Annotated in this window: 8 protein-coding genes; 4 read left to right on the plus strand and 4 right to left on the minus strand. The window is 35.5% G+C overall.

What is annotated here, in order from left to right; all coding sequences use genetic code 11:
* Nucleotides 1-216: 216 nt before the first annotated feature.
* The gene (locus tag J3U36_RS06175) at nt 217-2,919 is read right to left on the minus strand and encodes a DUF2339 domain-containing protein (RefSeq protein ID WP_267379818.1); all 2,703 of its coding nucleotides are present in this window, start codon (nt 2,917-2,919) and stop codon (nt 217-219) included.
* A 228-nt stretch (nt 2,920-3,147) separates the two neighbouring features.
* Between J3U36_RS06175 and purL the strand changes: the two genes are divergently transcribed.
* On the plus strand, nt 3,148-7,050 hold the full coding sequence (gene purL, locus J3U36_RS06180) for a phosphoribosylformylglycinamidine synthase (protein ID WP_267379821.1): 3,903 nt from the start codon (nt 3,148-3,150) through the stop codon (nt 7,048-7,050).
* 51 nt (nt 7,051-7,101) lie between these two features.
* Here purL and J3U36_RS06185 read toward each other — a convergent pair whose 3' ends face one another.
* Nucleotides 7,102-8,187: a 3-deoxy-7-phosphoheptulonate synthase gene (locus J3U36_RS06185; protein WP_267379824.1), complete on the minus strand. Its 1,086-nt coding sequence runs from the start codon at nt 8,185-8,187 to the stop codon at nt 7,102-7,104.
* Nucleotides 8,188-8,657: 470 nt separating this feature from the next.
* Nucleotides 8,658-9,737 carry a 3-dehydroquinate synthase gene (gene aroB, locus J3U36_RS06190; protein WP_267379826.1) on the minus strand — a complete coding sequence of 360 codons (1,080 nt, stop codon included), beginning with the start codon at nt 9,735-9,737 and terminating at the stop codon, nt 8,658-8,660.
* Between the two features lie 120 nt (nt 9,738-9,857).
* Here aroB and J3U36_RS06195 point away from each other — a divergent pair, with 120 nt between their 5' ends.
* Both J3U36_RS06195 and glnB read left to right on the plus strand, forming a co-directional pair.
* Nucleotides 9,858-11,459 carry an NAD+ synthase gene (locus J3U36_RS06195; protein WP_267379829.1) on the plus strand — a complete coding sequence of 534 codons (1,602 nt, stop codon included), beginning with the start codon at nt 9,858-9,860 and terminating at the stop codon, nt 11,457-11,459.
* Nucleotides 11,460-11,482: 23 nt separating this feature from the next.
* Nucleotides 11,483-11,821 (plus strand): nitrogen regulatory protein P-II, encoded by a 339-nt coding sequence (gene glnB / locus J3U36_RS06200; protein ID WP_065558663.1) that lies wholly within the window; start codon nt 11,483-11,485, stop codon nt 11,819-11,821.
* An 11-nt stretch (nt 11,822-11,832) separates the two neighbouring features.
* Here glnB and J3U36_RS06205 read toward each other — a convergent pair whose 3' ends face one another.
* Nucleotides 11,833-12,456, minus strand: coding sequence for a hypothetical protein (locus J3U36_RS06205; protein WP_267350443.1), 624 nt, complete (start codon nt 12,454-12,456; stop codon nt 11,833-11,835).
* Between the two features lie 342 nt (nt 12,457-12,798).
* Here J3U36_RS06205 and J3U36_RS06210 point away from each other — a divergent pair, with 342 nt between their 5' ends.
* Nucleotides 12,799-13,413, plus strand: a complete 615-nt coding sequence (locus J3U36_RS06210; protein WP_267350444.1) for a TfoX/Sxy family protein — start codon at nt 12,799-12,801, stop codon at nt 13,411-13,413.
* Nucleotides 13,414-13,424: the final 11 nt, after the last annotated feature.

A 13,424-nucleotide genomic window follows, 5' to 3' on the forward strand; every position in this document is an offset into this window, starting at 1 on the left:
GATTAATCATTAAGTCAATATACTGAGATTAATTTATTAAACAAATCAGTATTTTTAATAATTGAAGCGATTAATTTGATTAAATTTTGTTTTTTAATCATTATAAATAACTTAATTTTTATACTTTATTTTATATTCATAATAAGAAATAGCCATAAATAAAAATAATAATCTAACACATAGGGTTAGTTAACCCTATGTGAAATATGTAATTTACTATTTATTAGCCTCATTATTTTCAACCTTTATTTTTGGCGGTAATGGTGCTAAATAACCGATGATTAGCATCAGTATTGCTATAGCAATAAATGCAAATGCTTTCAATAATCCCTCAAGTTCAATGCTATCAATCAAAATTAACTTGATTACGACAATAGTTTGGAGTGTTACTCCTGTAAACCATGTAATACGTTGTTGATAACGATGACCAATAGTGACTAAGACAACGGCAACAAGCGTCCATATAAGTGAAATTGTTGCTTGAATGATTTTGGAATTCCATAATTGATAAAACGACCAAGGTATATCAAGCCATTGACTTAAGCATCTCAAAATCATACTGTTGGTCCATAAACAAGCCATGACAATTAATAGTATGGTAGCAAAATTAGGCAATTTTTGATTAATGTTAGACAGACTAATTTTCTGATCATCAAATTGTATGAAATAAGCGCTGAATTTTATCCAAATTCGAATCATGAGTAAGGCAAAAATTGCACTCAATTCAAGCGGATTAAATATTGGTATATAAGGCCAATTGATTATTTGACCACTATAAAAGATAAATATGAATAATTTCACAAATAAATAAATTATGATAGGGGCTAAACCTATTAACCAATAAGTTTTACTAATCGCAAAATGAGTTAATAATCTTTTTTTAACAAGAAGATAAAATAATAATACAATACCGCTATCCAGGAAGAATAATGTACAGTATTGAATAGTCTCTAAGCTTAGTGGTAATAAACTTAAACTATTCTTAATTTCAAAGAATAACCAATCTAAAGTCATCAAAAACAAACTAATATGCAGGATTAAATAAAAATAATTTTGAGCCTTAATTAATCTGTCTTTGATAATATACAAATAAAAATAGCAACTCAAAAAGGCGATTGCCCAAACCATGTTCCAGTTAGTCGTCAATAAATTAGTATCAAATAAGAATTTTTCATTGATTAATCGTAAAAATAACATGATCGGCCAGAGCAGTAAAACAGCAAATTTGAGCATAGTCCATTTTAGTTTTTGACCGATGTAATACCAGACCCATGTAGCAATTAGGAAAGCTAAAAGTAAAATTGGTAGTTTATGTGCTATTTGGTCAATTCTTGTAATGCTATATAGAATCCAGATTACCCAAGCGTGGCTAGCCAATACAAAAAATACGATTTTGAAAATGTTACCCCAATTATTTTGATTACAGTAATAGTGCCAAATAAGAGCATTAATCAGTAAAATCAGGCTAATCAATCCTAAAAAGAATATATTTTCTGTGACGGTAAAGACTAAATTAGGCAAATTATAACAAAAGTATAGCAAACTAAATGTATTAATGAATGCCCCTAGCATGGCAAATTTGAACTGTCTGTTATTGAGCATTACCCAACTTAATGCAGTGCCTTCAAACAACCAAATTAATACTGTCCATTCAAGATTAAACCAAAGAGCAATCGCTAATGTAATAAAAGAGAGTCCTATTGCAATACCAAACAATGAACTTGTTCTTGATGTAAATCGATTATAATGTAACGTGATAAAAAATATTGTTAAATAGAATATTCCAAATCCTAACGAAGAAAATGTCGGTCCAAGCGACCATTGTCGCATAATAGCATATTGCAACATAAAGGCAGTTATAGGGGTGCCAAAAAATAAAATAATATCAATAATATGTGGATGATTTTTTTTATTAGTTTTATGACCTGCTAATGAGGTAGCTAAAATGCCATAGGTTATCATGTTAACGATGATAAAAAACTGGCATTCAGTATAGAATTCTGGGCGAAAATTAATTATTCCCCATGATGCGGTAATTACAAAAGTAAATACAAATCCTATTAAGTTAAGTATTCGCCATGATTGCCAAATACTAATTACTAAAATTGCACTCGAAATGACGGAATAATAACTGAATAATGTAATGTGATTATCTGAATTTGTTGATAACAATATCGGGGCTAAATAGCCACCAATACTGGCAATAATTGCCAAACTCATTGCGCGTTGTAAAACAGCGAATAAAACGCTCACTGAACAAAGGGTGATTAATAAAATAATAGCAACTAAGAATGGAATAAGTGCATAAAGTTTACAGGCTGCAAATATAGTTAAATATAAAATACCTACAGAACCGCCTTGTAATATTAGGGCATATATCCGTTTTTTTGTGCGTAAATACCAACCAAACACAAATAATACTAAACCTAAGATCAGTGCACCAAAAATACGAACATTAGGTAAGATTAATTGATTTTCAATACTATGCTTAAATAAATATGAAAGACCAAAAAATAGGATAATAATGCCAACTTTAGCTATCAAATTGCCTTGAAAAAGCCAGGTAAAAAACGAATTGTAAACACTGGGGTTTTTGCCTTGTTTGGTTGATTGATTTTTTGATGGCGAGCTTTCCCATGGTTGATGTTGTGATGTTTGGATTGACGTTACCGGTTGAATATTGGTTAGTTGTTGTAAATCATTGGTGTTTTCTGATTGCTCAACATATTCAGGTTTTTTTTCAGCGATTTTTACATCCTGTTCAATAGTGGCTTTGAGGTTGGCATGAACAAGATCAGATTCTACCGACTTAGTATTGTTTTCTGTTAATTCATAACGTTGAATTTTTTTTGTTAGCTCATTAATTTGAGATTGTAAATTGTCTAAGGTTGAATTTAAACATAAACTGATTATTATCACTATTGAAATCAGTAGAACGAAAATCAATAGTATTGTAAATGTGCTTATCATATTTCTTATATTTCTGAGATATTTTTTTATTAGTTACGGTATATTATATGTAATCGATAACAAATAACAAGGTGAATTACAACACAATAAATGTTTTAAAGATAGCCACATTGTTTACTTTCTTTTATACTATTGCTCTATTTTTTACCTGTTTTTGGCTTAAAAAGAGTAATTAGCATGAAAATTTTAGCTGGTTCTTCTGCTGTATCTGCATTTCGTATTCATAAACTTCTCTCTGCTTGTTCTGAACAATCTATCCCTATTATGAGTGTTGAAGCACAATATTTGCATTTTATTGATTTGAAAGGTGAATTAACTTCTGCCCAGCAGCTAACCCTTGAGAAATTATTACAATACGGGCCGAAATCGGCTCAAATCACTATTTCGAACAAATCAAACAAAACGCTTTTTTTAGTTATACCAAGAATAGGGACAATTTCACCATGGTCATCAAAAGCCACCGATATAGCGCATAATTGTGGTTTACGACAAATTCAACGCATTGAGCGAGGCATTGCTTATTATATTCAAACGAGTTCACCGTTGACTGATATACAAAAAAATGATTTTTTGGCATTCATTCATGATCGAATGATGGAAACAGTTTTGATTTGTCTGGAACAAGCAGAACAGTTATTTAAAGTCGAACAACCTGTTCCTGTGACTACTATTGATTTGTTAGGTCAGGGGCGTAAGGCATTAGAAGCAGCAAATATTAAATTAGGCTTAGCGTTAGCGTCAGATGAAATAGATTATTTAATTGAAAACTTCCAAAAACTCAATCGTAATCCAACGGATGTCGAGCTTTATATGTTTGCCCAAGCAAATTCAGAACATTGTCGACACAAAATTTTTAATGCCGATTGGGTTATAGATGGTGAAAAACAGCCTAAATCGCTGTTTAAAATGATTAAAAATACTTATGAAAAGACACCCGATTATGTTTCTTCTGCATATAAAGATAATGCGGCGGTGATGGATGGCTCTCAAGTTGGACGTTTTTTTGCTGATAGCGATAATCAAACTTACGGTTATCATCAGGAATATGCTGATATCTTGATGAAGGTTGAAACACATAATCATCCCACAGCGATATCACCTTGGCCAGGCGCAGCAACGGGTAGTGGGGGGGAAATTCGTGATGAAGGCGCAACCGGACGAGGCGCAAAACCCAAAGCGGGTCTAGTTGGGTTTTCGGTTTCCAATTTGCGTATCCCCCATTTTGAGCAACCGTGGGAACACGATTTTGGTAAACCTGACCGAATTGTCAGTGCGTTAGATATTATGCTCGATGGCCCATTAGGTGGTGCTGCATTTAATAATGAGTTTGGTCGCCCTGCGCTATTGGGGTATTTTCGTACCTATGAAGAATACGTTAATAGCCATAATGGTTATGAGCTTCGTGGTTATCATAAACCAATAATGCTTGCTGGAGGCATGGGCAATATTCGTCGAGAACATATTCAAAAAGGTGAGTTTCCTGCTGGTTCTAAGTTAATTGTGTTAGGTGGGCCGGCAATGAATATTGGTTTAGGAGGAGGTGCGGCATCATCAATGACATCGGGACAATCTGATGCAGATTTAGATTTTGCGTCAGTGCAGCGTGATAATCCCGAAATGGAGCGTCGTTGTCAGGAAGTCATCGATCGGTGTTGGCAACTTGGCAAAAATAATCCTATTTTATTTATTCACGATGTAGGGGCTGGTGGTCTATCAAATGCGATGCCAGAGCTGGTCAGTGATGGTGGCTGTGGTGGTCAATTTGAATTACGGAAAATTTTAAGTGATGAACCCGGAATGTCACCGCTAGAGATTTGGTGTAATGAATCACAAGAACGTTATGTTCTCGCCATTCACCCAGATAGTCTTGATGTATTTGATGAACTTTGTCAACGTGAACGCGCACCGTATGCGGTAATTGGTGAAGCTACGTTTGATAAAACGGTGACACTACATGATGAGTATTTTAATAATAATCCGATCGATTTACCTTTAGATGTTTTATTGGGTAAAACACCTAAAATGTTAAGAGAAGTCAAAACACAACAAGCACATGGCGATAATTTTTCAACGGCTGATATCAATTTATATGATGCGGTTAAACGGGTTTTACATTTACCGACCGTTGCTGAAAAAACGTTTTTAATTACTATCGGTGATCGCACTGTTACTGGTATGGTTGCACGAGACCAAATGATTGGACCATGGCAAGTACCGGTCGCTGATTGTGCTGTGACAACGGCGAGTTTAGATAGTTATTATGGTGAAGCCATGTCAATGGGGGAACGGGCACCGGTTGCTTTACTTAACTTTGCTGCCTCGGCAAGACTTGCCGTGGGTGAAGCCATTACCAATATAGCGGCAACTAACATTGGCGATATCAAGCGAATTAAGCTTTCAGCTAACTGGATGGCTGCAGCAGGCCACCCAGGTGAAGATGCTGGACTTTATCATGCCGTAAAAGCGATTGGTGAAGAATTATGCCCAATATTAGGGTTGGCCATTCCAGTTGGTAAAGACTCCATGTCGATGAAAACCACATGGCAACAAAATGGTGAACAACAATCGGTAACCTCACCATTATCGTTAGTCATTTCGGCTTTTGCTCGTGTTGAAGATATCCGTAAAACAGTAACTCCCCAATTACGAGTTGATGTTGATAATACTTTATTACTTGTTGATCTTTCCAAAGGTCATCAAGCACTGGGTGCGACTGCATTGGCACAGGTTTATCGTCACTTAGGGCAAAAAACAGCTGATGTACATGATGCTAAAGAGCTTTTAGCTTTTTATCGGGCTATCCAAACGCTTATCAATCAAGATGCGTTACTTGCTTACCATGATCGCTCAGATGGCGGATTAATTATCACATTAGCTGAAATGGCTTTTGCCGGTCATTGTGGGATTGATGTTGATATTGCAGCATTAGGTCACGATATGATTGCCACCCTGTTTAATGAAGAACTGGGTGCTGTCATTCAGGTGGCAAACGAGCATCTGGAAAGTGTCACGGCATGTTTTAATCAATATGGATTGTCACATACCGTTCATGTGCTTGGTGAAGCAAAGACGGGGCAACAATTTATTATTCGCAACAACTCAGCTGTAGTTTACAGTGAATCACGTACCACGTTACGAACATGGTGGGCTGAAACCACCTGGCAGATGCAACGTCTACGTGATAATCCACAATGTGCAGATCAAGAACATCAAGCGAAACAAAACGAAAGTGATCCTGGTTTAAATGTAAAACTTACCTTTGATCCTCAGAATGATATTGCTGCTCCTTATATAGTTAAAGGCGTTAAACCCAAAGTCGCCATTTTACGTGAACAGGGCGTTAATTCCCATGTTGAGATGGCTGCTGCATTTGACAGAGCGGGGTTTGATGCCATTGATGTACATATGACGGATTTATTAAAAGGTCGTGTATCATTGAGTCAATTTAGTACATTGGTTGCTTGTGGTGGTTTCTCTTATGGTGATGTTTTAGGTGCAGGTGAAGGTTGGGCGAAATCAATATTGTTTAACGAAAAAGTTCGACAAGAGTTTGAAACATTCTTTCAACGTGATAACACTTTATCATTAGGCGTCTGTAATGGTTGTCAAATGATGTCAAATTTGAAGGATTTGATTCCTGGTGCAGAATTATGGCCTCGTTTTGTTCGTAATGTATCGGAACGTTTTGAAGCTCGCTTTAGCTTGGTACAAATTCAACAAAGCCCTTCTTTACTATTAAGTGATATGGCAGGTTCGCATATGCCAATCGCAGTTTCACATGGTGAAGGACAAGTCGAAACGCGTGATCAAGCGCATCTAAATGCGTTAGAAGCATCAGGTTTAATTGCTGTTCGTTATATCGATCATTTTGGACAAGTGACCGAGCAATATCCGGCTAATCCCAACGGTTCACCAAATGGAATAACTGCTGTCACATCACAAGATGGTCGAGCAACGATTATGATGCCGCACCCTGAACGAGTATTTCGAACGGTAACCAATTCATGGCATCCCGAAAATTGGGGAGAAGATAGTCCTTGGATGCGTATTTTCCGTAATGCACGTAAGCAACTAGGCTAAAAAAATCGCCGGCAAATTGTCGGCGATAGCATTTAATCTAAACTAGCATAATTATGATTGCGGTGACTGTTTTTGTCGATTAAGTAATGGTTTCCCTAACAGGGTATTCATTTTTCGTAACAGCTGATCGGTTGTTTCCCAATTAATACAAGCATCCGTCACCGATACACCATATTTAAAGTTTTCTTTTGGTTGCTCAGAAGATTGATTGCCTTCGTTTAAATTACTTTCAATCATCACGCCAATAATAGCGTTATTACCCTGTTCAATTTGGTCAATAATTGAGTTAGCAACAATGGGTTGATTTCGATAATCTTTATTAGAATTAGCATGGCTGCAATCAATCATAAGATTAGGTAGTAAGCCTGCTTTTTGCATTTGGATCTCACAGAGTGCAACATTTTCAGCATCAAAATTAGGTGCTTTACCACCTCGTAAAATGACATGTCCATTTGGATTGCCCAGTGTTTGAAGTACGGTAACTTGTCCTTGCTGATTAATCCCGACAAAACGGTGTGCCATAGAAGCCGATTTCATCGCATTTATAGCGACATCTAAGCTACCATCAGTCCCATTTTTAAAACCAACAGGCATTGAAAGACCCGATGCCATTTCACGATGAGTTTGTGATTCTGTTGTTCTTGCCCCAATTGCAGCCCAACTAATTAAATCACCAATATATTGCGGTGTGTTGGGATCGAGTGCTTCGGTCGCGATTGGTAACCCAATTTTGACGATATCAAGCAATAATTTACGTGCTTTTTTTAGACCAAATTCAATATCGAACGAACTATCCATATGCGGATCATTGATCATACCTTTCCAACCAACAGTGGTTCTTGGTTTTTCAAAATAGACACGCATAACAATAAATAGATTATCTTTAACTTCGTCAGCTAGTTTTTTTAACTTTTGTGCATATTCAATGGCAGCATCAGTATCATGTATAGAGCAAGGGCCGCATACAATTAATAAGCGGTGATCTCGGCGTTCTAAAATATCAACTATGGTTTGACGTGATGATGCAATTTGGGTTTCTAACTCAGGTGATAAAGGGTAAAGCGCTTTTATTTCTTCAGGGGTAATTAACATGTGCTCATCTCGAATTCGGACATTATTGAGTGTATCTTTTAACATTTTGCATTCCTTATGAGAGTCATTTAAATATTTTATATGTAAAATATTTATTACATAAACGGACAATATGTAAACACAAAAATACAATGTAGTAAACCAAATTTTTTAAATCTTAAATAATAAAGATTGTTTTATGTGTTGTATCTATAAATTATCTGTTTTTTATAGATTACAATGAATAGATCGATAATATTATTTTAACTGTAATTAATTTTTTACAATCTATATAGATTAATCGATATACGTGTAATGACACAGGCTTTAAAACCTGCTGTTAATGGTTTGAATAATTGCAGGAAGGGAGTGATATTTCATTTATATTAATAAATTTTAAGAGGGAACATATTCGGTAATAAATCTCATTTTTATAAATAGACGCTAATAAAACCTGATAGTGACTTAATCGCTCAATATTATCCGTACTTGGATTGATAACGATAAAAACGTCACTATTAGTGAATTAGTTCAATTTAAGTTCGCGCTATCGATTGTATGACTACATTTTTATCAATTCCATCAATCATTTCAGCATGACCAATCTGGGTTGGAATCACTAATCTCAGTTTGCCTGATAAAACTTTTTTGTCACGGAGCATGTGTGGTATATAAGATTCAATCGACATTTGTGTTGGTCTAACAACGGGTAGATTGGCTTTTATGAGTAAATTTTTAATGCGATCGACTTCTGTCACTGAAAGTTTACCCAGTATGGATGCAGTATGCGCAGCCATGACCATTCCCACACTGACAGCTTCACCATGTAACCAATTGCCATAGCCGAGTTCGGCTTCGATCGCATGTCCATATGTATGACCAAGGTTTAGTATTGCTCGCATATCTTGCTCAGTTTCATCTGCGGCTACCACTTGGGCTTTAAGCTCACAGCAGCGATAAATACAGTAACTTAGTGCATTTACATCTAAATTGAGTAAATCATTAATATGCAGCTCTAACCAATTAAAAAAATCACTATCTAAAATAATGCCATACTTAATCACTTCTGCTAAACCTGCCGAAAGTTCACGCTGTGGTAGCGTTTTTAGACAATGAAGATCAATGACAACTGCTTGCGGCTGATAAAATGCGCCGATCATATTTTTGCCCAATGGGTGATTAATCGCGGTTTTACCGCCTACCGATGAATCAACTTGGGAAAGTAACGTCGTGGGTACTTGGATGAATTTAATACCACGTTGATAAGCTGAAGCTGCAAATCCTGCTACATCACCAATCACGCCACCACCTAATGCAATCAGGATTGAATTACGGGTATGGTTATTGGCAAGTAACGCCGTTAACATCTTGTTCCATGTTTCCATCGTTTTGTATTGTTCACCGTCAGGAACAATAACACAATCCGTTTCAATGCCATGCGTTTTAAGCATGTCGATTAGATTTTGCAAATAAAGTGGTGCAATCGTTTCATTTGTTGCAATCATTACCCGTTGACCTGCTTGAAGTTTAAAATGTTCAAATTCATTAAGAAGATTTTCACCAATAGTGATGGGATAGCTACGTTTTGCTAGTGCCACATTTAGAATTTTTTGCATAATTATTTCCAAACAAGTTCAAGTCGAGTTAATGTTGCATGTTAGCGATAAAAATGTGGCAGTGCAACATAGAATCATTTAAACTTATCGGCAATTTTGTTTTATGAAATTAAATTTTATATGGCTATATCTATTGTTTTAGCACAAAAAAATTGGCGTGTGGGTGATATAGAAGGCAATACTGAGCAGATTATTGAACTGATCAAGTGCCATTCATGCCACGACCTGATTATATTCTCTGAACTGGCTTTATGTGGTTATCCACCAGAGGATCTTATTTTCCGCTCCGATTTTAAAGCTCGTTGCCAAAAAGCGTTATTGTCTATTCAAGATGTAAGCAAGCAGTGTGCTGTTATAGTCGGTCATCCATGCTGGCAAAATGGAGAAATCTATAATTCACTTTCATTTTTTTCGGAAGGGAAACTGTTGGCTTGTTATCATAAGCAGCTGTTGCCAAACTATGATGTCTTTGATGAAAAGCGTTATTTTACAGCCGGTAATCAGAGCGGTATTGTAAATTTTAAAGGAAAAAAATTAGGTTTATTGATTTGCGAAGATCTTTGGCAAAATGCCCCTATCGATCAGCTTAGTGAACAAAAAGTTGATTTGGTGATCACAATAAATGCTTCTCCTTATGATTATCAAAAACAGAAAAATCGTCAAACATTGATCCAAGATCATGCTACACGAACACAACTACCGATTGTTTATGTTAATCAAATTGGAGGGCAAGATGAGTTAATCTTTGACGGCGGTTCGTTTGTTTGCAATGAAAAAGGTGAGATTGTTTGTCAACTTAATCATTTTGAAGAACAAATTACTCATTTTGAATTTGGTCTCGATCATCCAGCATTGGAAATTCGTCAGAATCATGATTTAGCTTCTGTTTATGATGCGTTAGTGCTTGCGACACGTGATTATATTACGAAAAATGGTTTTCAAGGCGCAGTATTAGGGCTTTCAGGAGGGATTGATTCTGCTTTAACACTCGCCATTGCGGTTGATGCGTTAGGTAAAGATAAAGTACAAGCGGTAATGATGCCGTTTCGATATACTGCTGATATCAGTATCGCTGATGCTAAAGAAGAAGCCGAAATTTTAGGTGTAGAATTTGATATTGTATCAATAGAACCAATGTTTGATGCTTTTATGTCGTCTTTAAGTCCAATGTTTGCCGGTACACAAAAAGATACCACTGAAGAGAATTTACAAGCCCGTTGTCGGGGTGTCATTTTAATGGCACTGTCTAATAAACGTCGCAGACTGGTGTTAACAACGGGTAATAAAAGTGAAATGTCGGTCGGTTATGCCACGCTTTATGGGGACATGGCAGGCGGATTTGATGTACTTAAAGATGTTCCTAAAACCTTGGTTTTTGCATTATCCAAATATCGAAATACACGATCTTATGTTATTCCAGAACGTGTCATTACTCGTCCGCCTTCTGCCGAACTTGCACCTGATCAGAAAGATGAAGATAGTTTACCTCCTTATGATATTTTAGATGGTATTTTAAAAGGCTATGTTGAGCAGGATCTTTCCGTTGCAGAACTGGTTGAGCAAGGCTATGATGAATCAACAGTAAGACGAGTCATAAAATTAGTTGATATTAATGAATATAAACGACGCCAATCAGCAGTTGGGCCTAAAATTACGGCACGTAACTTTGGTAAAGGCAGACGCTATCCGATTACTTCTGCTTTTGGATTTAAGAATTGGTAATATCGAATAAAAGGCAAATAGAGATGAAAAAAATTGAAGCGATTATCAAACCCTTTAAATTAGATGACATTCGAGAGGCGCTTGCTGATCAAGGTATTACTGGTATGACGGTGACCGAAGTTAAAGGTTTTGGTCGCCAAAAAGGACATACCGAGCTTTATCGTGGTGCTGAATATATGGTGGATTTTTTACCCAAAGTAAAAATTGAACTGATAGTTCCTGATGATATTTTGGAAATGTGTATTGAAACAATTATGAAAACCGCACAAACAGGAAAAATTGGGGACGGTAAGATTTTTGTGTATAACGTAGAACAGGTAATACGTATTCGAACGGGTGAAATGGACGAGTTAGCAATTTAATTCATCAAATGTTACTGGATATCAGGGCGTTCTCGCCTAAGCAGTTCAGATGTGACGGCGCCTTGAATCGAACACATAAGTAAAGTCATACTGCCGTTTTTCTCAAGTAATAGCAATTTTTCAATCGTATTTGGTGCAGGAATCGTTTTCACACCAACAACAGTACCTGTATTAGTATGCCAAACTTGATTATCATCATTGAGGCTCCGAATTTTAGGATTGGCAATATAAAGCTGGTTATCTTCCATGTTTTTCCAGTTGAGATAATTTAATGTATTTTTGATCTGATTAATATCATTATCAATGATGAATCCCCAAAAATAATATTTGCCAATTTTACCTAAATCCATTGCACTGTCATAGTAACCTTTTATGGTTAAATTTTTGTATTTGATAGGCAGCGAAAAATACATAAAATTTTTACCCGTATCAAATCGATTAGTGACAGGAATATAAGCCAGATTACCGTCAAAAATTTGGACATTGGTAAAACGTTTTAACTCATCTTTATTGCTATAAACAGTATTGAAAAAATTTGGATTACACAGGACGAACGAATCTATTAGTGGTTGTCGATCAGCAGATGCCACAAACGAAAAAAATAGAGAAAATAAACCAAAAATTTTTTTAATCATGATAATGGATAAAGACAAAATGAATTTAATAAAATCTACTGGAACAGATTGTATAATTATTAAGTCAGAATAACAATCTTTAAGCTACTTTTCTTTTGGAATTCTGGGGCGAAATACACCTAAAATTTACAATTGCAACACTTTTTTTGATATTTGTCAGTAATAACAATAAATCTTTCGATAATTAATAACTTTTGTCTAATTATGGAAGACAGATCGCAATATTGATTAATGGATACGAAAATTAGTTGGAGTATTGAGTAAAATACGATAGTTTTGATTTGATAATTAAGTTGGTTAAGTGATTTAGTACAGAATTAAGTAAAAAAATGGAAATAAAATATGAGTTCAACCTTTGCAAATCAAATATTAACAAAATTCTCTGGCTTTAGTGGCATTTCAATTAAAACCTTTTTTGGTGGGTTCAGCATTAGTAGCGATACAACAATGTTTGGATGGATAAGTCAAACGGATTTTTATTTAAGAGGACATACATCATACCGTTCATTCTTTATTGAACAAGGTATGCAACCGCTAACGTTATCATCAGGTGTTTTAACCAAATTACTTGATTATTATAAAGTTAAGGATGAGTGGCTCAATGATCTGCCAAAACTACATTCATTGGCTAAAATGGCAATTGAATATGCTAAACAAGAAAAACATGAAAAAAACGAAATAAAAACGAATCGAATAAAAGAGCTACCCAATATGACATTGTCATTAGAACGATTATTGTGTAGTGTTGGAATTAAAGATGTCGAGACTTATCGTAAAATAGGTTATTTAGAAACCTATCATAAAATTAAGTCTAAAAAAGCTGAAATCTCTAAAAATATTCTTTTTGTCTTATATGGTTCATTACATCGATGCCATGTTGCATCATTATCAAAAACGACTAAAAATGCAATAGAGACTGCATATCAAGCTTTTTTAAAGCAACGAAAAAAAGACTAACATTTCAATCG

Origin of the sequence: Gilliamella sp. B3817 (assembly GCF_026536705.1) — a bacterium.
GTDB lineage: Bacteria > Pseudomonadota > Gammaproteobacteria > Enterobacterales > Orbaceae > Gilliamella > Gilliamella apicola_I.

Bases quoted from the DNA above. Each gene is read 5' to 3' on its own strand.
- purL (WP_267379821.1), top strand. From the start codon at position 3,148: ATGAAAATTTTAGCTGGTTCTTCTGCTGTATCTGCATTTCGTATTCAT.
- J3U36_RS06185 (WP_267379824.1), bottom strand. From the start codon at position 8,187: ATGTTAAAAGATACACTCAATAATGTCCGAATTCGAGATGAGCACATG.
- aroB (WP_267379826.1), bottom strand. From the start codon at position 9,737: ATGCAAAAAATTCTAAATGTGGCACTAGCAAAACGTAGCTATCCCATC.
- J3U36_RS06195 (WP_267379829.1), top strand. From the start codon at position 9,858: ATGGCTATATCTATTGTTTTAGCACAAAAAAATTGGCGTGTGGGTGAT.
- glnB (WP_065558663.1), top strand. From the start codon at position 11,483: ATGAAAAAAATTGAAGCGATTATCAAACCCTTTAAATTAGATGACATT.
- J3U36_RS06205 (WP_267350443.1), bottom strand. From the start codon at position 12,456: ATGATTAAAAAAATTTTTGGTTTATTTTCTCTATTTTTTTCGTTTGTG.
- J3U36_RS06210 (WP_267350444.1), top strand. From the start codon at position 12,799: ATGAGTTCAACCTTTGCAAATCAAATATTAACAAAATTCTCTGGCTTT.